This is a genomic window from Kribbella sp. NPDC051936, from assembly GCF_040680955.1.
In the GTDB taxonomy this organism is placed as follows: Bacteria; Actinomycetota; Actinomycetes; order Propionibacteriales; family Kribbellaceae; genus Kribbella.
The window spans coordinates 44,892-65,768 of sequence record NZ_JBFAXS010000006.1; the positions used below are offsets into that span (position 1 = coordinate 44,892).

Annotated in this window: 19 protein-coding genes; 7 read left to right on the forward strand and 12 right to left on the reverse strand. The window is 69.2% G+C overall.

Annotated features, from left to right (window positions below):
- Window positions 1-213 precede the first annotated feature (213 nt).
- From AB0L64_RS21270 to AB0L64_RS21285, 4 genes are read right to left on the reverse strand one after another with little or no spacing between them, the layout of a single operon-like run.
- Window positions 214-1,275, reverse strand: a complete 1,062-nt coding sequence (locus AB0L64_RS21270) for an ABC transporter ATP-binding protein (protein WP_363712466.1) — start codon at window positions 1,273-1,275, stop codon at window positions 214-216.
- Complete coding sequence (gene modB, locus AB0L64_RS21275; RefSeq protein ID WP_363712468.1) at window positions 1,272-2,078, reverse strand: molybdate ABC transporter permease subunit; 807 nt, start codon at window positions 2,076-2,078, stop codon at window positions 1,272-1,274. Before modB ends, AB0L64_RS21270 begins: the two co-directional genes overlap by 4 nt.
- A complete protein-coding gene (gene modA / locus AB0L64_RS21280; RefSeq protein WP_363712469.1) occupies window positions 2,075-2,857 on the reverse strand; it encodes a molybdate ABC transporter substrate-binding protein in 783 nt (260 codons plus the stop codon). The genes modB and modA overlap by 4 nt, the downstream gene beginning before the upstream one ends.
- Entirely contained in the window at window positions 2,857-3,252 is a 396-nt protein-coding gene (locus AB0L64_RS21285) for a TOBE domain-containing protein (RefSeq protein ID WP_359931786.1), read from the reverse strand. The genes modA and AB0L64_RS21285 overlap by 1 nt, the downstream gene beginning before the upstream one ends.
- A gap of 100 nt (window positions 3,253-3,352) precedes the next feature.
- Between AB0L64_RS21285 and AB0L64_RS21290 the strand changes: the two genes are divergently transcribed.
- Window positions 3,353-5,275 (forward strand): acyl-CoA dehydrogenase, encoded by a 1,923-nt coding sequence (locus tag AB0L64_RS21290; protein ID WP_363712471.1) that lies wholly within the window; start codon window positions 3,353-3,355, stop codon window positions 5,273-5,275.
- A complete protein-coding gene (locus AB0L64_RS21295; protein WP_363712473.1) occupies window positions 5,268-5,894 on the forward strand; it encodes a hypothetical protein in 627 nt (208 codons plus the stop codon). The genes AB0L64_RS21290 and AB0L64_RS21295 overlap by 8 nt, the downstream gene beginning before the upstream one ends.
- A 450-nt stretch (window positions 5,895-6,344) precedes the next feature.
- Here AB0L64_RS21295 and AB0L64_RS21300 read toward each other — a convergent pair whose 3' ends face one another.
- Both AB0L64_RS21300 and AB0L64_RS21305 read right to left on the reverse strand, forming a co-directional pair.
- Window positions 6,345-6,983 carry a response regulator transcription factor gene (locus AB0L64_RS21300; RefSeq protein ID WP_363712475.1) on the reverse strand — a complete coding sequence of 213 codons (639 nt, stop codon included), beginning with the start codon at window positions 6,981-6,983 and terminating at the stop codon, window positions 6,345-6,347.
- Window positions 6,971-8,872, reverse strand: coding sequence for a sensor histidine kinase (locus tag AB0L64_RS21305; RefSeq protein WP_363712477.1), 1,902 nt, complete (start codon window positions 8,870-8,872; stop codon window positions 6,971-6,973). The genes AB0L64_RS21300 and AB0L64_RS21305 overlap by 13 nt, the downstream gene beginning before the upstream one ends.
- A 149-nt stretch (window positions 8,873-9,021) precedes the next feature.
- On the opposite strand from AB0L64_RS21305, the gene AB0L64_RS21310 reads away from it, so the two are divergent.
- Window positions 9,022-9,327: a hypothetical protein gene (locus tag AB0L64_RS21310; RefSeq protein WP_363712479.1), complete on the forward strand. Its 306-nt coding sequence runs from the start codon at window positions 9,022-9,024 to the stop codon at window positions 9,325-9,327.
- Between the two features lie 32 nt (window positions 9,328-9,359).
- Here the strand turns inward: AB0L64_RS21310 and AB0L64_RS21315 are convergent, their stop codons facing one another.
- Window positions 9,360-11,903: a bifunctional FO biosynthesis protein CofGH gene (locus AB0L64_RS21315; protein WP_363713486.1), complete on the reverse strand. Its 2,544-nt coding sequence runs from the start codon at window positions 11,901-11,903 to the stop codon at window positions 9,360-9,362.
- A 118-nt stretch (window positions 11,904-12,021) separates the two neighbouring features.
- Here AB0L64_RS21315 and AB0L64_RS21320 point away from each other — a divergent pair, with 118 nt between their 5' ends.
- The 4 genes from AB0L64_RS21320 (at window position 12,022) to AB0L64_RS21335 (ending at window position 17,224) form a co-directional block, all read left to right on the forward strand.
- A complete protein-coding gene (locus AB0L64_RS21320) occupies window positions 12,022-12,576 on the forward strand; it encodes a TetR family transcriptional regulator (RefSeq protein WP_363712481.1) in 555 nt (184 codons plus the stop codon).
- 50 nt (window positions 12,577-12,626) lie between these two features.
- Window positions 12,627-14,933: a CehA/McbA family metallohydrolase gene (locus AB0L64_RS21325; protein WP_363712483.1), complete on the forward strand. Its 2,307-nt coding sequence runs from the start codon at window positions 12,627-12,629 to the stop codon at window positions 14,931-14,933.
- Window positions 14,933-15,328, forward strand: a complete 396-nt coding sequence (locus AB0L64_RS21330; protein ID WP_363712485.1) for a hypothetical protein — start codon at window positions 14,933-14,935, stop codon at window positions 15,326-15,328. Before AB0L64_RS21325 ends, AB0L64_RS21330 begins: the two co-directional genes overlap by 1 nt.
- A gap of 69 nt (window positions 15,329-15,397) precedes the next feature.
- Window positions 15,398-17,224 carry an ABC transporter permease gene (locus AB0L64_RS21335; RefSeq protein ID WP_363712489.1) on the forward strand — a complete coding sequence of 609 codons (1,827 nt, stop codon included), beginning with the start codon at window positions 15,398-15,400 and terminating at the stop codon, window positions 17,222-17,224.
- Here the strand turns inward: AB0L64_RS21335 and AB0L64_RS21340 are convergent.
- From AB0L64_RS21340 to AB0L64_RS21360, 5 genes are all read right to left on the reverse strand, one after another.
- Window positions 17,181-17,678 (reverse strand): DUF2867 domain-containing protein, encoded by a 498-nt coding sequence (locus AB0L64_RS21340; protein ID WP_363712491.1) that lies wholly within the window; start codon window positions 17,676-17,678, stop codon window positions 17,181-17,183. The genes AB0L64_RS21335 and AB0L64_RS21340 overlap by 44 nt on opposite strands.
- Before the next feature lie 10 nt (window positions 17,679-17,688).
- The gene (locus AB0L64_RS21345; protein WP_363712493.1) at window positions 17,689-18,222 is read right to left on the reverse strand and encodes a TetR/AcrR family transcriptional regulator; all 534 of its coding nucleotides are present in this window, start codon (window positions 18,220-18,222) and stop codon (window positions 17,689-17,691) included.
- 250 nt (window positions 18,223-18,472) lie between these two features.
- Window positions 18,473-19,687, reverse strand: coding sequence for an MFS transporter (locus tag AB0L64_RS21350; RefSeq protein ID WP_359931821.1), 1,215 nt, complete (start codon window positions 19,685-19,687; stop codon window positions 18,473-18,475).
- A complete protein-coding gene (locus AB0L64_RS21355) occupies window positions 19,684-20,130 on the reverse strand; it encodes a MarR family transcriptional regulator (protein WP_363712496.1) in 447 nt (148 codons plus the stop codon). Before AB0L64_RS21355 ends, AB0L64_RS21350 begins: the two co-directional genes overlap by 4 nt.
- 111 nt (window positions 20,131-20,241) lie before the next feature.
- Window positions 20,242-20,832: a hypothetical protein gene (locus tag AB0L64_RS21360; RefSeq protein WP_363712498.1), complete on the reverse strand. Its 591-nt coding sequence runs from the start codon at window positions 20,830-20,832 to the stop codon at window positions 20,242-20,244.
- Window positions 20,833-20,877 lie beyond the last annotated feature (45 nt).

Below are 20,877 nucleotides of genomic sequence, written 5' to 3' on the forward strand. Positions count from 1 at the left end.
CGTTGGTGCCCGCCACATCTTGGGCGCCCGGAGCAGGGTCGGCGTAGTGCACGATGTCATCACTCTCGTGTGAAGAACCCACACACCACGAGTGAGTATATAAACACTCTTCGTTACAGTACTGCGCGCCGCGAGCGTGAATCGCCCTGTAACACCATGTCAATCCACGACAACCCCGTCACGGCCCGTAACTTCCGGCCAGATGTGTCGTGCTCAGACCGGGTAGGTGTGGACCTCGGTGGCTTTGAGGGTGGTGTGGAGGGGTTGGCCCGGGGTGAGGTGGAGGTCGGCGACCGCGGCGGTGGTGATGTCGGCGAGGAGGTCGGCGGGGCCGGCGGGGGCCGCGTTCAGGCGGACGCGAACGGTGTGGGCGTGCTGCTCGATGCCGGTGACGACGGCGGGCCAGGTGTTGCGGGGGCTGCCGGACGGGTGCTCGGGGTACAAGCTGACGGCTGCGGGCGGGAAGGCCACGTGCACCGGACCGGTGGCCGGTTCGGCGAGGGTGATCATGCCGCCCTCGGTGAGGGTGACTGTGGTGCCGGATGCGTTGCCGCGGTAGAGGTTGAGGCCGACCAGTTGAGCTACGTAGTCGGTGCGCGGGCGATGGGCGACCTCGGTGGGTTTGCCTTCCTGGACGACCTGACCGTTCTCGATGATGATCAGGCGGTCGGCCAGGACCATGGCGTCCAGCGGGTCGTGCGTCACGAGGAGTGTGCGCCCTTCGAAGCGCCTGAGGTGCTGACCCAGTTCGGCGCGGACGTGCAGGGTCGTGCTCGCGTCCAGGGCGGCGAGCGGTTCGTCGAGCAAGAGGAGCTCGGGGTCCGTGGCCAGTGCTCGCGCCAGCGCGACCCGCTGGGCTTGGCCGCCGGACAGCGCGCGGGGACGAGTACGGGCGTACTGCGACAGGCCGACGGTCTCGAGCCAACGAGCAGCCTCCATCCGGGCGGTCTGTTTCTCGACACCACGGGCACGCAGACCGAAGGCCACGTTCTCCAAGCAGCTCAGGTGGTTGAAGAGCAGGTAGTCCTGGAACACGACGCCGATCGGCCGGCGGTCCGGCGTACGAAAGACGCCCGGCGGCTCGTCCCACACTGTGGAGTCCAGGGCGATACGGCCGCTGTCCAGCGCGAGCAGTCCGGCGATCGCACGCAGCGCCGTGGTCTTGCCAGCGCCGTTGGGCCCAAGCAGCGCGACGACCTCGCCCGGCGCGACCGTCAGGTCCAGCGCGAGACCGAAGGAGCCGCGGCTCACCCGTAGGTCGGCGTACAGGGTCACCGGAGCCCACCGATCCAGCGCTCGCGAAGAGAAGCCAGTACGACGACAGAAACGAGCAGGAGCACCAGACTCAGTACGACGGCCACGTCGGGGTCCGTCTCCAGCGCCAGGTACACGGCCAGCGGCATGGTGGTCGTACGGCCGGGGAAGTTGCCCGCGAATGTGATGGTGGCGCCGAACTCGCCCAGTGCGCGCGCCCAGCACAGAACCGTGCCGGCAACGATCCCTGGCGCGATCGAAGGAAGCGTGACACGCCGGAAGGTGGTCCACCGTCCAGCACCGAGTGTTGCGGCCGCCTCCTCGTAGCGCGGGTCGGCGGCACGTAACGCGCCCTCGACGGAGATCACCAGGAAAGGCATGGCCACGAACGCCTCGGCGACGACCACACCGGCAGTCGTGAACGGCAACGAGATGCCGAACCAGGCATCGAGGTGCTGACCGATCAGGCCGCGCCGCCCGAGGACCAGCAGCAGCGCAACACCGCCGACTACTGGCGGCAGCACCAGTGGAACCGTCACAAACGCCCGGATCACGCTCCGGCCGGGCAGTCCGCCACGGGCGAGGAGCCATGCAAGCGGGACGCCCAGCAGCAAACACACAGCAGTCGCGGCAGTCGCGCAGACCAACGACAGCCGCAGCGCCTGCCATACCTCAGCGCTGAACAGCTGCCCCGGCAGCGTCGACCAGGGGGCTTTGGCGAGCAGTCCGATCAACGGAACGATCAGGAACGCCAACCCGAGCAGTGCAGGCAGCAAGAGCACGAGAGGGACGCGCCCGCTCGTACTCCTGCTCCGACGACTCATGGCGCGTCGAAGCCCGCCGCGGTCAGCACGGCCTTGCCGTTGTCGGACAGCACATACTCCACGAAGGCCTTGGCCCCGTCCGGGTTCGGAGCCTCGGACAGCGTTGCGATGGGGTACTCGTTGACGGCCTTCGCCGACTCCGGAAACTCGATGCCCTCAACCTTGTCCTTGGCGGACAGTACGTCGGTCTTGTACACGAGCGCCGCGTCGACCTCGCCGAGACCGACCTTGGTGAGCGCCGCCTTCACGTCCTGCTCGAGGCTGTCGGGCTGTGCGGTGATCCCGACGGCCTTGAACACCTTCTCGGCAGCCGCTCCGCACGGCACCTGCGCGGCGCAGATCGCGATCTTCTTGTCCTTGTCCGCGAAGTCCTTGATCCCGGTGATCCTGCCCGGGTTGCCCTTCGGCACGGCGATCTCCAGCGTGTTCTTCACGAAGGTCGTCGGCGTGCCCTTGTCCTTCACGTCGTCCATGTTCTTCGGCGCCGCCGAGGCGAACACGTCCGCGGGCGCGCCCTCGTTGATCTGCTTGGCGAGCGCCGAGCTGCCGGCGAAGTTGAAGTGCACCTTGACGCCGGGGTGCGCGGCCTCGAAGTCCTTGCCGAGCTGGGTGAACGTCCCGGTCAGGGAGGCGGCGGCGAACACCTCGACGGTCCCGGACACCGTCGGCGTCGCCGAGCTGCCCGACGATGACGACGCGGCCGGGGTGTCGTCGCCGCACCCTGCCAGGGCGAGCGCGGCGACAGCGGCGAGGACGGCGAACGCGGTACGGCGGACCATCAGGCCTCCGGGATCTCGACGACGACATGGGTGGACTTGATCGAGGCGACGGCCACCACGCCGGGCTCCAGGCCGAGCTCGTCCGCGGCCTCACGACTCATCAGCGAGACGACGCGGAACGGCCCGGCCTGCATCTCGACCTGGGCCATCACGCCGTCCTTGAGAACCCGGGTGACGATGCCCCGCATCCGGTTCCGCGCCGAGGCCGCGGCCGTGTGACCCGGCTCCGGAGAGTCGGCCAGCTCCTGGGCGAACGCGGCGAGCGCCTGCCCGTCGACGGCCATCCGCCCGCTCGCCTGTTTCGACGCCAACCGGCCCTGCTCGATCCAGCGCCGCACCGTGTCGTCGCTGACGCCCAAGAGCGCGGCTGCCTCACTGATCCGCAAATTCGGCACGAGAGAAAGCGTACCGCCGTAGATGCGGATTGATGCCAGCTTTTCCACAGTCAGAGAACGGTGACGGAAAGTAGCGGCGATTCCTCGTAAGTTAGAGGACATGAGCACATCGGCGATGCGGGACTACTTGGACGGGCCGCACAAGGCGGCGCGGGACGTCGTGCGGGCCGGCCTGGCCGCGCACGCCGACCTGGGTGAGCTGGCGGTGCGGCTGCCGCGCGACGAGTACCGGGACCGGATCCTGGACCTGTTGCTGGAGTCGGCCGCGGACGGGCTGCCCGGGCGCGGCTACCCGAAGGAGTACGGCGGAGAGGCGGACCTGGGCGGGTTCATCGCGGCCTTCGAGACGCTGGCCTTCGGTGACCTGTCGCTGATGGTCAAGGCCGGTGTGCAGTTCGGCCTGTTCGCCGGCGCGATCCTGCACCTCGGGACGAAGAGGCATCACGAGCGCTACCTGGCGGACGCGATCAGCGGGCGGCTGCTCGGCTGCTTCGCGATGACCGAGACCGGTCACGGGTCGAATGTGCAGGCCGTCGGGACGACGGCGACGTACGACGAGGCGACCGAGGAGTTCGTCGTGCACACGCCGACCGCGGCGGCGCGCAAGGACTACATCGGCAACGCGGCGCGCCATGGGCGGATGGCGGCCGTGTTCGCGCAGTTGGTCGTCGGGGGGCAGCGTCATGGGGTGCACTGCCTGCTGGTGCCGATCCGGGGCGCGGACGGTTCGGCGCTGCCGGGCGTGACGTTGTCGGACTGCGGTCCCAAGCTCGGGCTGAACGGCGTCGACAACGGGCGGATCGTCTTCGACCAGGTCCGCGTCCCGCGGGACGCCCTGCTGGACCGCTACGCCCAGGTCGATGCCGACGGCAACTACACCAGTGCGATCGAGAATCCGGACCGCCGGTTCTTCACGATGCTCGGCACGTTGGTGCAGGGCCGGGTCTCGGTCGGCGGCGCCGCGATCAACGCGAGCAAGGTCGCCCTGACGATCGCGATCAGGTATGCCGCGCAGCGGCGCCAGTTCGGCGCACCGGGAAGCGACGAGGAGGCGCTCCTGCTCGACTACCGGATGCATCAGCGCAGACTGCTGCCGCTGCTCGCGCGGACGTATGCGCTGCACTTCGCGCAGGCCGACCTGGTGGAGGAGTTCGTCCGGGTGTTCAGCGACGACCGGGACGAGCACGACCGGCGCGCGCTGGAGGCGCAGGCGGCCGGGACCAAGGCGCTCGGGACGTGGCATGCGACCGAGACGATCCAGATGTGCCGGGAGGCCTGCGGCGGCGCGGGTTACCTGGCGGAGAACCGGTTGGCGACATTGAAGGCGGACACCGATGTGTTCACCACCTTCGAGGGCGACAACACTGTCCTGCTGCAGCTTGTGGCGAAAGGTCTCCTGACCGACTACCGCGAATCGTTCGGCAAGCTGGACCCGTTGGGCACGGCGCGGTTCGTCGCCGCGCAGGCCGTGGAGATCGCGGTCGAGAAGGCGGCGCTGCGACCGTTGATCGAGCGGCTGCGCGACGCCGTACCGAATCGCAGCGACACCGCCGACCCCGACGCGGGGTTGCGCGACGACGCGTACCACTCGGGCCTGCTGCGGTTCCGCGAGGAGCACATGCTGTCCGGGGTGGCGCGGCGGTTGAAGGCGGGGATCGATGCGGGGGACGAGCCGTTCGAGGTCTTCAACCGGTGCCAGGACCATGTGATCGCGGCCGGTCGCGCCCATGTGGACCGGGTCGTGCTCGAAGCGTTCCAATCCGCGGTGCGGAATGCGCCGGACGAGATCCGGCCGCGCCTGCAGGAGCTGTACGACCTGCACGCGCTGGCCACGATCGAGGCGGAGCGCGCGTGGTATCTCGAGCACGGGCGGCTGTCGCCCGGCCGGTCGAAGGCGATCACCGCGCTGGTCAACGAGTTGTGCGCGGCCGTCCGGCCGGCGGCGGTGGGGCTCGTCGACGCGTTCGGAGTACCGGGCTCGGCAGTGGAGGTGCCCATGGTTGTACCGTCACAGCATGAGTGAGCCGATCGAACCCGCCTCGGCCGCCGAGGCCGCCCGTGAACTCGCCCGGGTGCTCCTGGAGCAGGCTGACGCTCTGGATCTGCACGACCTGCGGGCCACCGGCGCGATCGAGAACGTCCGGGTCCAGGCCCGGGCGCTCGCGGACGCCGTCCACGAACGAGGCTGGGGCGACATCTTTCTCGGGATCGACTCGTACGACCCCGACGAGCTGGACGACCTGCCGCTGGGACCGGACGACTTCGACGACCCGGCGGACTACCGGGAGATCGTCGAGGGCAGCCCGCTGGACGACCTCGAGGAGCTCGAGGAGCCGCTGGTCCCGGAGAACGGGATCCGGCTCAGCTACCAGGCGCGCTACGACTACGTGGTGACGGACCCGGACGCCTTCGTGCAGTACGTGCGCAGCCGCGCGGACGAGGCGCAGAACGACGAGGTCATCGACGACATCGAGGACGCGCAGTCGGCCTTCGAGCTGCTCTGCTACCTCGACGGGCTGGGCTCGAAGGAGTACGAGTCGTTCGGGCTCGTCCCGGGCGGCGGCGAGGAGTCGCACAAGGTCGTCCAGTTCTCCCTGTGGGACCTGGACCCGACGCGCCGCGACGACACGTACCCGTACTAGGGCCTAGGCCGACTGACCGCACCAGAAAGCTGCCCGCTGTACCGGTCCCCAGCAGCACCGGTACAGCAAGGCAGCATCCAGTAAGAAACGCCGACCGTGCCGGGCGTTGGTCGCCACCTCACTGGCGACCAACACCCCACCGACACGGCCGGCGTCCTGCTGTTGCCCCGAGAGGGCAGTGGCCCGAAGGAGGGCGGACCCGCGTCTCATTCCGTGACCGGCAGGGGAGGTACAGTCCGGTCGCGGACGGGAGTGCTGCGGGAACCACCTGGACCTTGCGCCGGCGACCCGTCCGTCGCCGACAACTGAACGTTGTCACGGCGCCCGGCGTACCGGGAATCCTCGGGTTCAAACATTTGCATTGCCTTTGAAGTAAGCAACGCTCAGTAAAACTTTCTTCACTTTCCGTGCAGATGTTGCCTGCCGCAACAACTAACCAATTGTCAAGATTCACTGCTGGAGTTGGGCAAGCGCGGCGAGCACCCGCCGATGGTTGTCCGGGGCGTCGTCGATCCGGAGCTTCTGGAAGATGCTCCGCATGTGGCTCTCGACGGTCCGCTCGGCAAGCACCAGGTGCGCGGCGATCGCGCTGTTCGAGCGGCCCTCCGCCACCAGCGCCAGCACCTCGCGTTCCCGTGCGGACAGCGCGGACAGCGGATCGCCCAGGCGTGTCGGTGTCACCAGCGCGGCGACGATCGCCGGATCGAGCGCGGACCCGCCGTCCACGACCCGGCGCATCGCGTCGAGGAAGTCACCGACGCGCAGCACGCGATCCTTGAGCAGATACCCGAACCCGCCCGTGCCGACCAGTCCGACCACGTGCCGGGTCTCGATGTGCTGCGACAGCATCAGAATCGGACGGTCCGGCCGCTCCGCGCGTAGCGTCACGGCAGCCCGCGCGCCGTCGTCGGTCATCGTCGGCGGCATCCGGACGTCGATGATCGTCAGGTCCGGATCCTTCGCGCGGACGACGTCGACAAGCGCCTCGGCGCACGCCGCCATACCGACGACGACGTGACCGTTCTCGGTCAGGAGCCGGCTCAGACCCTCGCGGAACAAGGCGGAATCCTCGCCGATCACGATGCGCACGGGATCTCCACGGTGATCGAGGTGCCGGCCCCGGGTGGGCTGTCGACGGTGAACTCCCCGCCCACTGACGCGACCCGGTCCCGCAACGATGTCAACCCGAACCCCTCCTTGGCGCCGCCCACGCCGTCGTCGCGCACCACGGCACGCAGTACGTGGTCCGTCAGACCGACCGAGATCGAGATCCGGGTTGCCCGAGCGTGCTTGAGCGCGTTCGCGATCGCCTCGCCGACCGTGAAGTAGACGGTCGTCGCGGCACTCTCACCGATCTCCAGTTCGGGTACGACGAGATCGACCGGCAGCGTACTGTCCGAGACCAGATGCCGCAGCGCGACCGCGAGTCCGTCGTCGAGGCGACTCGGCCGCACGCCGTGCGCGATCCGGCGAAGCTCCGCGACTGTGTGCTCGAGCGTCTCCACCACCTCGTCCAGTTCCCGGTACGCCGATGCGCCGGGAGACAACTGGTACTGCACCGACCGCAGCCGCATCCCGATCGCGATCAGCCGCTGCTGCGTGCCGTCGTGAAGATCCCGTTCCAGGCGTTGCCGCTCCGCGTTCACCTCGTCCATCAACCGCGCCCGACTCGTGCGCACCTCGGCCAGCGCCTTGCGCAGTTCCAGCCGCAGGCGACTGACCTCGATCGGCAGCCGGGCCTCGACGACCGCCTCACGCGCGCGCCGGACCCGGCGCGCCGACGTCGTGCCGAGGACCAGCGCGCCGACCACGGAGTCGCCGGTGTGCAAGGGAATCGCCCCGGTGGGTACGTCGAGTTCCGCTCCGGGGCGTCGGAGCAGGACTTGGAGTCCGGGGTCGTCGAGGGCGGTCCGTAGCACTGCCTCGATCTGTTCCGGCTCGGCTTCGCCGTCGCGCACCCGTCGTACGAAGGTACGGATCCGGGTCAGCGCGACGGTCCGGTCCGGATCGACCAAGCGGCCGATCGCCCGGTGAATCCAGTGGTAGAGCGGGAGCAGGACAAGTGCGGTGACGAACGCGGCAGTCGTGACGCCGATGCGATCGGGGAAGAAGCCGCCGACCATCAGGACCACCGCTGCGAACACGCCCGCCGAGAGCAGGGTGGTCACGCCCCAGCTGACGGTCGCACCGAGCAGGCGGTCGATGTCGAACAGGTCGTGCCGCAGGATCGCCACGGTGATCGCGCCGGGGACGAGAAGCAGCATGGCGACCAGGAACCAGGTGTAGGCCAAGGTCCCCGGTACGCCGAGCGCGGTCCCCAGCCAGCTCGCGGCGAGCAGGATCGGTACCGCGACGGCCGCGGCCATCAGCCAGCGCAGCCGCTGCCGGGTGAGTTCGTCGCCGCGCCGGTAGCGCACGACCAAGCTGGACGCGGCCGCGAGCAAGGCTGCCAGGAACGCGCCGAAGGCGACGACGATCAGCAGTACGCGCGGTGGCGTAGGACTCGTCCGCGCGGCGCCCTCCCGGACGACGACCAAGGTCACGAGGGTCGCCGAAACCGGCATCGCCACCAAGACCCACCGCCAGATCCGGCCGGGCAGCAATCCGTCCGGGAAGAGCAGGACCAGCGTGACGAAGCCAAGGAAGATCCAGGGCCAGGTACCGTCCGCGATCCCGTCCAGGGTGGATGCCGCCGGCCACGGTCGTGAGGTTCGTGCCGTCGCGCCCCAGTCCTCCACGACGAACACCAGCGTGGGCATCGTGGCGGTCAGCGCAAGCGCCGGTCCGATCGGACTCACAGGGACTCGAACGACGACCAGCCAGCTGAGCAGGAAGGCCGGCAACAGGAGGGTGGTCGTGAACGGCCAGTCTGCCGGGCCCCCGATCGACGACGGTCCGTAGGCGAGCACCGCGCGTACGGCGGCGGCCGCGACGAACAGGACTGTCGCGGCGACGACCAGACGCCAAGGCCGGACCACAACCACATGATGACCTCGAACGGCCGTTCGCGCACCCGTGCCAGCACTTAGTGGCGGGCGCGGGCTGTGATCCGGCGACAGCACCGATGCGGCGCAGCGCCTGCCGGCGCGATCGTGGCGGAGTCGGTTACTCGAGGAGGGGACTTCCCATGATTGCCATCGCCACCGTTCTGTTCGCGTTTCCGCTCGGCTTCTTCCTGCGGAACCGGCTGAGTGCGTACGTCGCGTACATCGCGATCTTCGGCTACTGCTTCACGTTCCAGTTGGTGTACCTGATGCGCAGCTGGGTCGGCGACCACTCGCAGGCGTTCCCGGCGGACCCGAACGCCTGGCCGTTCGGGTACCTCGTCGTCACAAGCGGCATCTACATCATCGGCAACCTACTCGTCGCCTTCGGGCACCGCGTCGGCAGCAAGCGCCGGAACCGGGCCGTCGATCTCGACCCGGTCAAGTGACCGGTCGCCTGGCGCTCCGGGAGGGAGGAGCGTCAGGCGAGCTCGAGTTCCGTGGCCGGGCGGGCGGGGACGTCACCGTACGTCGTGGTGCGCTGGCGCGCCGGGCGGCCGGCGGCGGTCGCCATCGCGGTCAGTTCGGCGATCGACTTGCGGCTGCCGTGCTTGGATCCGGCCATCCGGCTGATGGTCTCCTCCATCAGCGTGCCGCCGATGTCGTTGACGCCGCCGTTCAGGACGGCGACGCAGCCGTCGACGCCGAGCTTCACCCACGAGCACTGGATGTTGTCGATCCGGCCGTGCAGCATGATCCGCGCCATCGCGTGCACCGCACGGTTCTCGTCGTACGTCGGGCCGGGGCGCGCCACGCCGGCCAGGTAGATCGGCGAGTTCTGGTGGATGAACGGCAGCAGGACGAACTCGGTGAAGCCGCCGGTCTCGTCCTGGACGGCGGCGATCGTGCGCAGGTGCTGGACCCAGTGGTGCGGCGCGTCGACGTGGCCGTACATCATCGTCGAGCTGGACGGCAGGCCGACCTTGTGCGCGGTGCTGATCACCTCGATCCAGCTTGCCGTCGGCAACTTTCCCTTGGTGAGGATCCAGCGGACGTCGTCGTCGAGGATCTCGGCCGCGGTGCCGGGGATGCTGTCCAGCCCGGCCTCCTTCACCGAGATCAGGAACTCCTCGATGGACAGACCGGTCCGGACCGAGCCGTTCACGATCTCCATCGGCGAGTAGGCGTGGACGTGCATGTCCGGCACCCGGTCCTTGACCGCGCGGACCAGATCGGCGTACGCCGTACCCGGCAGGTCCGGGTGGATGCCGCCCTGCATGCAGACCTCGGTCGCGCCGATCACCCAGGCTTCCTCCGCGCGCTGGCCGACCTCGTCCATCGACAGCGAGTAGGCGTCGGCGTCGGTGCGGCGCTGCGCGAACGCACAGAACCTGCAGCCGGTGTAGCAGACGTTGGTGAAGTTGATGTTCCGGTTCACCACGTAGGTCACGTCATCGCCGACCGTCGCCTTCCGCAGGTCGTCGGCGATCCGCGCGAGCTGGTCCAGCGCCGGCCCGGTCACCGTCATCAACGTCAACGCCTGCGCATCCGACAACCCAGCCGGGTCACGCTCAGCAGCGGCCAAGGCCGCCTTCACGTCGGCAGCGATCCGTTCAGGGGCGGTCGAACCAGGCGCCTCGCCGATGCCTGGCGTGGTTGCCGGCGCTTCGGCGGCGCGGCGTTCCGCGACCTGCTCCCGTAGTACGTCCCAGTCGCCGTAGGCGGCGTCGAAGTCGGAGCGGGTCTCGGTGCGCCTGCCCTCGGTGTCGATCGCGGTGTGCAGGTCGGTGCGGCCGACGCTGTCCCACCCGCCGTCCGGCTCCTGCCACGGGAGACCGGCCGGCTTCGCGGCCTCGTTCGCCAGACCGGTGGCCGGGTCGACGAGTGCCTCGACGTGCGAGATCAGCCGCGGATCGAGCCAGGGCTCCCGCAGGTACTCCGGATGCGCGGTGAGCCGCTCGCGCAGCACGAACCCGGCGTCGGCGGTCACCTTGGCGAGGTCGTCGATCTGCGGCCACGGCCGCTCCGGGTTCACGTGGTCGGGCGTCAGCGGCGAGACCCCGCCGAAGTCGTCGACACCCGCGTCCAGCAGCGCCCGGCACTCGGCCAGATCGACCAGGTTCGGCGGCGCTTGGACTCGAACCCGCGGCCCGAGCACGATCCGCGTCGCGGCGATCGCGGCCAGCCACTCGTCCAGCGGTACGTCGGCGTCGTTGCGCATCGCGGTGTCCGGCTTCACCCGGAAACCCTGGATGATCACTTCCTGGATGCCGTTGTACTGCCGGGCGATTTTCCGCAGCGCGAAGATCGAGTCGGAACGTTCCGTCAGCGTTTCCCCGATGCCGATCAACAGCCCGGTCGTGAACGGCACGTTCGAGCGCCCGGCGTCCTCGAGCACCCGGAGCCGGACCGCCGGGTCCTTGTCCGGCGATCCGAAGTGCGGCTGGCCCTTCTCCTCGAACAGCCGCCGCGACGTGGTCTCCAGCATCATCCCCATGCTCGGCGCGACCGGCTTCAGCCGCTGCAGGTCCTGCCACGACATCACGCCCGGGTTCAGGTGCGGCAGCAGGCCGGTCTCCTCGAGCACCCGGATCGCCATCGCCCGGACGTAGTCGAGCGTGCTGTCGTACCCGGCCTCGTCGAGCCACGTCCGCGCCGCCTCCCACCGCTCTTCCGGGGCGTCGCCGAGCGTGAACAGCGCTTCCTTGCAGCCCAGTGCCGCACCCTGCCGCGCGATCTCCAGCACCTCGTCCGGAGACAGGTACGGCGCGTGCACCCGGCCGGGTGTGGTCGCGAACGTGCAGTAGTGACAGCGGTCCCGGCACAGCCGCGTCAGTGGGATGAAGACCTTCTTCGAGAACGTGATGATCCCGGGCCGGCCGGCGTCGGCCAGGCCCTGGTCGCGGACCCGGGCCGCGGTCGCCATCAGCGCGGTCAGTGCGTCACCGCTCGCGCCGAGCAGCACCTCCACCTCCGCCGGGTCGAGGGTCTTGCCGTCGTCCGCGCGCTTCAGCGCGCGCCGCATCGCTGTCGTCAGTTCTGAGGGGGCCACGAGATCCGAGCCTAAGTCGCGGAAAACGCTGGATCCCGCGATTCCGGAGAGCAAAATCAATCCGTACGAACGTCCTGATAGTTTGCTGTTCGTGCAGGTCAGGCGGGGTGTCGACGGGCGCCGGGTGCGCGGTGAGCAGCGCCGCGGCGAGCTGCTCGCGGCGACGCTGACCGTGATCGAACGCGACGGAGTCGCAGGTGTGAGCCATCGCGCGGTGGCCGCCGTGGCGGACGTGTCGATTGCGTCGATCACCTATCACTTTCCGACACTGGACGACCTGCTGGTCGCCGCGCTGCAGTCGGCCGCCGAGGACCTCGCCGCCGAGCTCCACGGCCGCGGGAGCGAGCTGGGCGCGCGGCCGGCCGACGAGCTGGCCAGGCTGATCGAGCACAGCGTCGTACGGCGCCGTGGGCGGACTCTGGCGCTGTACGAGCTGTACCTGTTCGCGGCCCGGAGGCCGGATCTGCGGGAGACGGCCGGGGCGTGGTTGGAGCCGCTGACGGAAATCGCCCGCGCCTTCACGGCGGATCCCCAGAAGGCGAGACTCCTGGTGGCCGCGCTCGACGGTCTGCTGATGCAGGCCCTGATCGGTGCCCGCGACCTGGACCAGGCGGACGTCGCCGCGTTATTGGAGGTGCTGAGGTAGTCGGTGCCGAGTAGGGTCGCGAAGGAACTCGCCATCAGGGAGGTCCCTCGGTGTCAGAGCCACCAGTGCAGCCCTTGTTCGCGTCCGCGGTCCGCGCCGCCCGGAAACTGCAGGAACTCGGCGATCCGCTGCCGGCCGACGCTGTCACCCAACTGTCCAAGCTGGAGAGCAGTTCGCTGAGTGAGGCGGACCGGCGCAGCCAGCTCGAAGCGCTCCTGCAGCCGTTCGTCCTGGTGGAGGTGTCGATCGACGAGCAGGGGATGGCCCTCTGCGCGCCGGGCGCCGCACCGCCGCGCCTGGTCCAGCACGGCTGGCGGAGTTTCCTTGTGCGGGTGGCGAATCCGCACCGGATCGAGGCCGAGCTGGCGACGTTCGACGGCGGCACGTACGCAATGATCGACCACCAGAGCCACTCGGCGCGGATCGCGCTGCACGACACCTTGACGGTCGTCCCGCGGATCAAGCACGCGTGGCTGGACACGAAGCTCGCCGCGCCCGGTGAACTGTCCGGCCTCGAGGTCGAGTACAAGGTCATCAGCCTCTACGCCCGCGACGACGGTGTTCGGTCGGGTGGAGTGATGCTGGTCGCGGCGGACGAGCACAACCACAGGAGTCTGAGTCGATCGCCGCTGCGGATCGCCGGTCAGCGGACGGGCTTCAAGGTGCGCGAGTACGGCGCTTCGTTCGAGTTCGACTGCGCGCCGGCGCGAGAGATCCAGCTCGACATCCGCGAGCCCGACGGCCGCAGCTGTATGGCCGCGATCACCATCCAGGACGGGCAAGGTCGCTCGTACCCGTCGAAGGCGATGCGTCTGGCGCCGGACATGTTCTTCCACGAACACGTTTACCGGGCGACCGGCGAGGTGGTCCGGCTGCCCGAAGGCAAGTACCGGGTTTCCGCGATCCGCGGGCCCGAGTACCGGACTGTGGTGCTGGACGCCGAGGTCGGCACGGAAACAGACAGCATTCCGGTCACACTCGACCGCTGGGTCGATCCGGCGAGCCGCGGGTACTACTCCGGCGACCCGCACATCCATGCCGGCGGATGCTCGCACTACAACGTCCCCAGCGAAGGCGTCACGCCCGAGACGATGATCCGGCATGTCCGCGGGGAAGGACTGTGGCTCGGCAGCGTGCTCACCTGGGCGCCGTGCTACTACCACCAGAAACAGTTCTTCAGCGGTGAGTCGATCAGCCCGGCGGCCGACCTCGAGTACCCGGAGATGCAAGCCGCACAGGGCATGACGTGGACGCCCAGGCCGACGGACCGCGACGGCGAGAGCGCCCTGCGGTACGACGTCGAGGTGTCAGGCTTTCCGTCCAGCCATTCCGGACACGTGATCCTGCTCGGGCTGTCCGACCAGGACTACCCGGGGACGTCGCTGATCGAGGACTGGCCGTCGTGGAACCTGCCCGTCATGCGCTGGGGCAAGGCGCAGAACGCCCTGGTCGGGTACGCGCACTGCGGGCTCGGCCTGGCGGTCGGCACCGAAGAGCTGCCCAACTACGTCGTGCCGTCGTTCCAGAGCATCGGTTCGAACGAGATCGTCGTCGACGTACCGCTTGGGGCCGCCGACTTCCAGTGCGGCGCCGAGTTCGCGCCCGCGTCCGAGCTGAACATCTGGTACCACCTGCTCAGCGTCGGCTATCGCACGCTGATGCTCGGCGAGACCGACTATCCGTGCATCTACGACGAGGGCCCCGGCGTCGGCCGCACATATGTGCGACTGACCGATCCGCCGTCGGGCCCGCAGGCGATCGAGGCCTGGATCGCCGGGCTCCGCGAGAAAGCGTCGTACTTCGGTGACGGCCGCAGTCACGTCTTCGACCTGGCGGTCGACGGTGACGTCGGTCGCGAGCATCAGCTGGACGCGCCCGGGCAGGTGCGGGTCAGCGCGACGGTCGCCGCCTGGCTGCCCGAGCAGCCGCCGCCACCGCCGGCGGGGCGTCCGGCGTACAGCGCGCCGGTCGGCTGGCACCTCGAGCGCGCCCGGATCGGTACGTCGCGCTCGGTCGTCGTCGAGCTGGTGGTGAACGGCTTCGCGGTGGCGTCCCAGCAAGTGGTTGCCGACGGCACCGAGCAGGAGATCGCCTTCGACGTGACGGTGGAACGCTCGTCCTGGCTGGCGTTGCGGATCCTGCGTAGCGTGCACACCCAGCCGGTCTTCCTCGAGGTCGGCGGCCGGCCGGTCCGGGCGTCACGCCGCAGCGCCCAGTGGCTGCACGACTGCGTCGACCAGCTGTGGAAGGCGAAGTCCGGGTTCATCCGGGAGAGCGAGCGGGACGCGGCGCGGCAGGCGTACGACGAGGCGCAGGCCGTCTACCTGTCACGGCTCGAGGAATGCGAGGTCGACTGATGACTCACCACGCACCTGCAATCGGGTGCTGCGGACCGGTGGAGACCGACGCGCCGATCGCGGTCACGATCAATCCGGAGGCGCGGGTGAACGTTGCCCGCAGCGGTGCGCCCATCGGCACCTTGACGCCGGGTGCGTGGCACCCGATCGCCGTGACGGTCGTCAACGACGGCTTCGTCACCGGGCCGTTGGTCGTCGAGTCCGAACCGGTCAGCGGGCTCCAGCTCGAGGTGCCGGCACACGAGCTGACCGGGGAGCATCGACAAGAAACCGTGTTCCGGGTTCGGCTCGACGCGCCGACCGTGGTCGACGTGACACTGACCTTCCGGGCTCTCGGCGCGCTCGGCGGCCTGGCCAACCACAGCACGGTCGATCTGCTGCTGTCGGCCAGGTAGCGCCCGAGCTACCCGAGGTCGGGTGCTGGAGCCCGGGCACCGCGGCGTCCGGGCCGCTTGGCTGGGTGCATGCTGAGGTTGTCTGTCGAGGCATTGCGGACCAGGTGGCAGCTGTTCGCTGGTGCGGTGGTCGCTGTCGCGCTCGGGGTCGGCTTGGTGCTGTCCGGGCTGCAGATGCTGACTGCGACGGATCGGCCGGTGCTGCCCGCGGGGTTGTCGGCTTTCGAGCGGGCGAAGGTCCGCGAAGGCTACGTCGGGGCCGCGACGCTGCTCGGAATGTCGGTGATGCTGGCCGTTTTCCTGAGCGTGTTCATCGTGAGCACGACGTTCGGGTTCATGACCGTGCAACGGCGGCGCGAGTTCGGGCTGTTGCGGCTGGTCGGGGCGCAGCGCGGATACCTGTGTCTCATGGTCGCGACCGAGGCCGGCCTGCTCGGGGCCGTCGGCAGCGTGGCCGGGGTGCCGGTGGGTGTGCTGGCGACCTGGGCGCAGTCGTGGTTGCTCGTCCAGCTGGGGATGTTGCCGGAGTGGTTCGAGGCGCCGTGGGATCAGGGCGCGATGTGGGCGGCGATGATCGTCGGCGTCGGCACCGCGCTGGCCGGCGTGCTCGCCGCGGCCTGGCGGGCGTCGCGGGTCAACGCGCTCGAGGCGATCGTCGAGGGACAGGCCGCGCGGCGGGTGATGACGCGATGGCGCTGGTTCTGGGGGCTGTCGGCCGCGTCCGGCACGGTGCTGCTGGTGATCGCGGCGCAGGCGGCGCGGGATCTCGTGGCCGGGCTGATGATCGGGCTGGTGGTGATGATCAGCGGGGCCGTGGCGCTGAGCCAGCTGAGCCCGGTCGTGGTCCCGCTGGTCGGCCGGCTGCCCGCGATGGTTGTCCGAGGCAACGTGATCGCCGACCTCGCGCGGGCCGGCGTGCTGCACGCCGTACGGCGGAGCGCGGCGACCGCGGCGCCGCTGATCGTGCTCGTCGGGCTGGTCGTCGGGCTATGGGGCACGTTCGGGTCGCTGGCGAAGGCGGTCGGGGTCGAGCAGCAGCGGTTGCTCACGGCCGATGTCGTCGCGGATCACGCGGTGCTGCCGGGACCGGGGATCATGGCCGCCTCGGTGCAGACCGCCGTACCGATCGCCGTCACACGTTTTCGGAAAACGGTGTACTCCGAGGCGATCGGGATCGACCCGGTGGCGTACCAGCGAACGCACGAACTGCGGCCGCGGAAGGGATCGCTGGATCGGCTGACCGGGCGGACGATCGCGATCGGGCCTGGAATGGCGGCCGAGGGCTACAAGCTGGGATCGACCCTCAAGGTTGCGCTGGGCAACAGAACGCTCGCGGTGAAGGTCGTCGCGATCATGCCCGAAACGCTCGACGTGAGTGAGAACTTCTTCATCCCGCGGGGTCTGCTGCCGGCCGGCGGACGGACCGAAACGCTGGTGAAGCTCGCGCCTGGCGCCACGATGGACGGCCAAACTGTCGAGCAATGGGCGCGGGCGCGGGGTGAGGCGCAGCAGCGGAGCAACTCCGGGCTGTTCGCCGCGCTCATGGGCCTGGCGGGCATCTTCACCGCGGTCGCGGTCGTCAACGCCGTGGTGATGTCGACGGCCGACCGGCGGCAGGAGTTCAGGTTGTCGCGGCTGGCCGGGCTGACACGAGGGCAGGTCGTGACGGTGGCCCTGGTGGAGTCGGTGACAGTCGTGGTGGTCGGCGTCCTGCTTGGATCATTGGTCGCCGCGGCGGCACTCGCGGGGATCGCCGCAGGGCCTTACGGCCTGGCAGCGTTGGCGATTCCGTGGCAGTTGCTCGGCCTGATCTTCGCGTCGGCGTTGGCCGTTGTCGGGATCGCGGCAGCGCTCACTGCCTATCGCGCGACGTCTCGCCGGCTCGGCACATACTGAGCACGACGACATGGTGGAACGGGCGGATCAGGTTGTAGTAGAACCGCCCTGCGGGGCGCAGGAACTGCACCAGGGTGACGACCTTGAACGTGGCCGGCCGCTCGTTGTCGGTGATGAACGCGAGGTACCCGATCAGGTGGTTGTCGGTGACCTTCAGCAGCAGGTAGTGGTCTTCCTCGCCGCGTACGACGGTGAAGAACGCGTCCTTCTCGCCCGGCGTGAAGCTCACGGTCTCGGGCCGCAACCGCCGCGTGTCCGGGATCCCCGTCGTCTCGAGGCGAAGCACTGCCGCGACGGCCATCCGGACGGCGAACAACCCCTTCATCCACAACGGGCTGTGCCCCAGCGAGCCGGCGACGAATTCCCGCAGCGTGACGTCGCCGTGCGCCGTCTTCACGTCGATCTCGTCCACGACCGGCACCAGGTCGTCGAGCTCGTGCAGGGTGGTCGGCATGTGCACTCCTCTAGTCGATGAGGCGGAGGACCAGGTCGTAGATCTCCCGCACGTCCGGCTTGTGGATCGGTGGCAGCACCTGCTCGGCGCCGATCAGGATCAGGTACAGCAGCTGCGCGAACCGGTCCGGATCCACCTCCGTCTTCAGGCCGCGGCACAGCTTCTTCAGGTACGCCGTACGCGCCGAATCCACCCGCTCCTGCGCGGCCCGCACGTCCGGATCCTGCAGCGCCCACGCCCGCACCGCGATCTCCAGCCCCGCACTGTCCGGATCCGCCAGCACCAGCCGCAACAGGTGCTGCAGCTTCACGTCCGCCGCGTTGTCGCCGGCGCCTTCGACCGTGTCGATCAGCCGCGTCGTGTACCGCGCCTCGAAGTACTCCAGCAAGGCCGCCTTGTACCCCGCGGCCCCTTTGAAGTGGTGGTAGTACGACCCCTTCGTCACCCCGAGCGCCCCGGTCAACCGCTCGATGGTCACCGCCGGCGCCCCTTCACCAGCCAGCAACTCGAGCCCGGCATCCAACCACTCGGTACGACTCAACACCAGAAAACCATACCATACCGTTTGGTATGTTCTCGCGACGCTTGGCCAGCCGCGCGGGGCGTGCAAGGTCGACAGGTAGTGCACCGGTGAGACGCTGTACGCGCGGGCACGTTCAGGCTCAGGTGCACTACCTGAGGACCCGATACCTCCTGTCGACTTGCACACGACGGCATTACCTGCGGCACCGACCATCCGGGTTCAACATGACGACCCCGCCGGAAGAAGGCTCCGGCGGGGTCGGGTTGAAGGGTCAGGCGTCGGCGGCCGTGAGGGCTTCGGCTTCCGACTCAGAGTGGGTGGTGGGGACGCGGAGGTGCGAGAGGGGCTTCCAGCCGGTCGCGAGGACGGCGACGGCGAGCAGAACGGCGACGGCGCCGACGTAGAACGGGAGTTGGATGTTGAACTCCTCGCCGAGCTTGCCGGCCAGCCAGGGAGCGACCGCGCCGCCGGAGAAGCGGACGAAGGAGTAGGCCGCGGACGCCGTACCGCGCTCGACCGGGGCGGCGGCCATCACGGCCTCGGTGATCAGCGTGTTGTTGATGCCCAGGAACAGGCCCGCCACGATGACGCCGGCCGCGAGCACCGGCTTGTGGTGCGCGTACACGCCCATCACCGCGAGATCGGCGCCGAACAGCAGCAGCACGGTCATCGCCACCGGAAGGGTGCCGAACCGGCGCTGCAGCCGTGGCGCGACGAACACCGACGTGAACGCCAGGCAGATACCCCAGCCGAAGAAGATCAGCCCGATCTCGCGCGCCGACATCGCCAGCGGGAACGGGGTGAAGGCGAGCAGCGTGAAGAACCCGAAGTTGTACAACAGCGCGGTGACCGCGACAGTCGCCAGCGACCGGTGCCGCAGCGCCTTCAACGGCTCGACGACCGACGTACGCCGTGCCTCCGGCGGCGATGCGGGCAGCAGGAACGCGGTCGCGGCGAGCGCGATCGTCATCAGGACCGCGACGCCGAAGAACGGGCCGCGCCAGGAGATCGTGCCCAGTTCGCCGCCGACCAGCGGGCCGGCCGCGATGCCGACGCCGAGCGCGGCTTCGTAGAGGATGATCGCCTCGGCGACCGATCCGGCCGCGGAGTTCACGATCGTGGCGAGCGCGGTCGCGATGAACAGCGCGTTGCCCAGTCCCCAGCCGGCCCGGAACGCGACGATCGCGCCGATGCTGTTGGACAGCCCGGCCAGCGCGCTGAAGACGACGATGATCGCCAGACCGATGAGCAGGGTGCGCTTGGCGCCGATCCGGCTGGAGACCGCGCCGGTGATCAGCATCGCGACACCGATGACCGCCATGTAGCTGGTGAACAGCAGCGAGACCTGGGACGGGCTCGCGTGCAGCTGTTCGGCGATCGGCTTGAGGATCGGATCCACCAGGCCGATGCCCATGAACGCGATCACGCAGGCGAACGCGACCGCCCAGACGGACTTGGGCTGCTTCAGGAACGACGACGTGCTCACCGGGACGTGGCCTCCGAAGGTTCGAGGGTGAGGAGCTTGTGGACGATGGCGACGGCGGCCTCCAGGGTGGTGAGGTCGTCGGCGGGGAGCTGGCGCAGGTGTGCGGCCAGCGCGGCCCCGGCCTGCCGCCGCGCACTGCGCAGCTCGGCGAGGCCGGCGTCGGTGAGGCTGATCAGGCTGGCGCGCGAGTCGGACGGGTCCTGGGCGCGCCGCACCCACCCCTGGTCCTCGAGCCGCTGCACCAGGTTGGACATGGTCGGCTGCGAACACCGGTCGGCCTTGGCCAGCTCACTGATCCGCGCCTGCCCGAGCTCGTCCAGCCGCCCGAGCACCCGCATCGCGGCGTGCGGCAGCGTGTTCACGTTCCGGGTGGCGAGCCGCGACAGCCGCGTCGACGCCACCACCAGGTCTTCCCCGAGGCCGGTCAGATCTCGTGTTGTCACACTCGCAAATATACATAGCAATGCTATGCATCTCCACGGACGTGAACGAGATCATGCCGCGCCGGTTGGCGAGATTCGCCAGATCTCGGCTGTTGGCCGCCCTACCGCCGCTCAGGTGAAGACGTTGACGGCTCGGGCCACCACGAGGCCCACGACGGCCAGCGCGATCATCGACTGCAGGCCCATGGCCAGCTTGGCCCACAGCGCGAGGGGCATCACGTCGGTGGGGCTGAAGGCGATGGAGGTGGTCAGCGACAGGTAGAGGTAGTCGCCGAAGCCCGGGCGCCAGTTCGGCCGGGCGAGCTCCGGGCTGACCTGCTGCGTGAAGGCGAGGTCGAGGTACTGCGGCATCCGATGGGCGCGGTTGGCGGCGCCGCCGGCGTCGAGTTCCCAGTACAGCAGCGCGAACGAGAGCAGGTTCGACAACCACACGACGGCACCGGCGGCGAGCAGCTTGGTCGGTGAGTTGGTCATCGACCCGCCATGGATGAGCGCTGCGATCAGCCGCACGGTCGCCACCAGCGCGTCCAGCACGAGCAGCGTCACGACCGTGATCGACGCTCCACGCAACAACGACGACCGTTTGTCGATCCGCCCCGGATCCCGCACGATCAGGACCGTCAGCAGCAGGACCTCGACCACCGGCAGCACCCACGCCGGCAGCAGCCGTAAGTCCGTGGGCCGGACCAACGTCAACAACATCGCCAGCACCACGGCAGCCACACTCGGCCACCGCGGCTCCCCCCG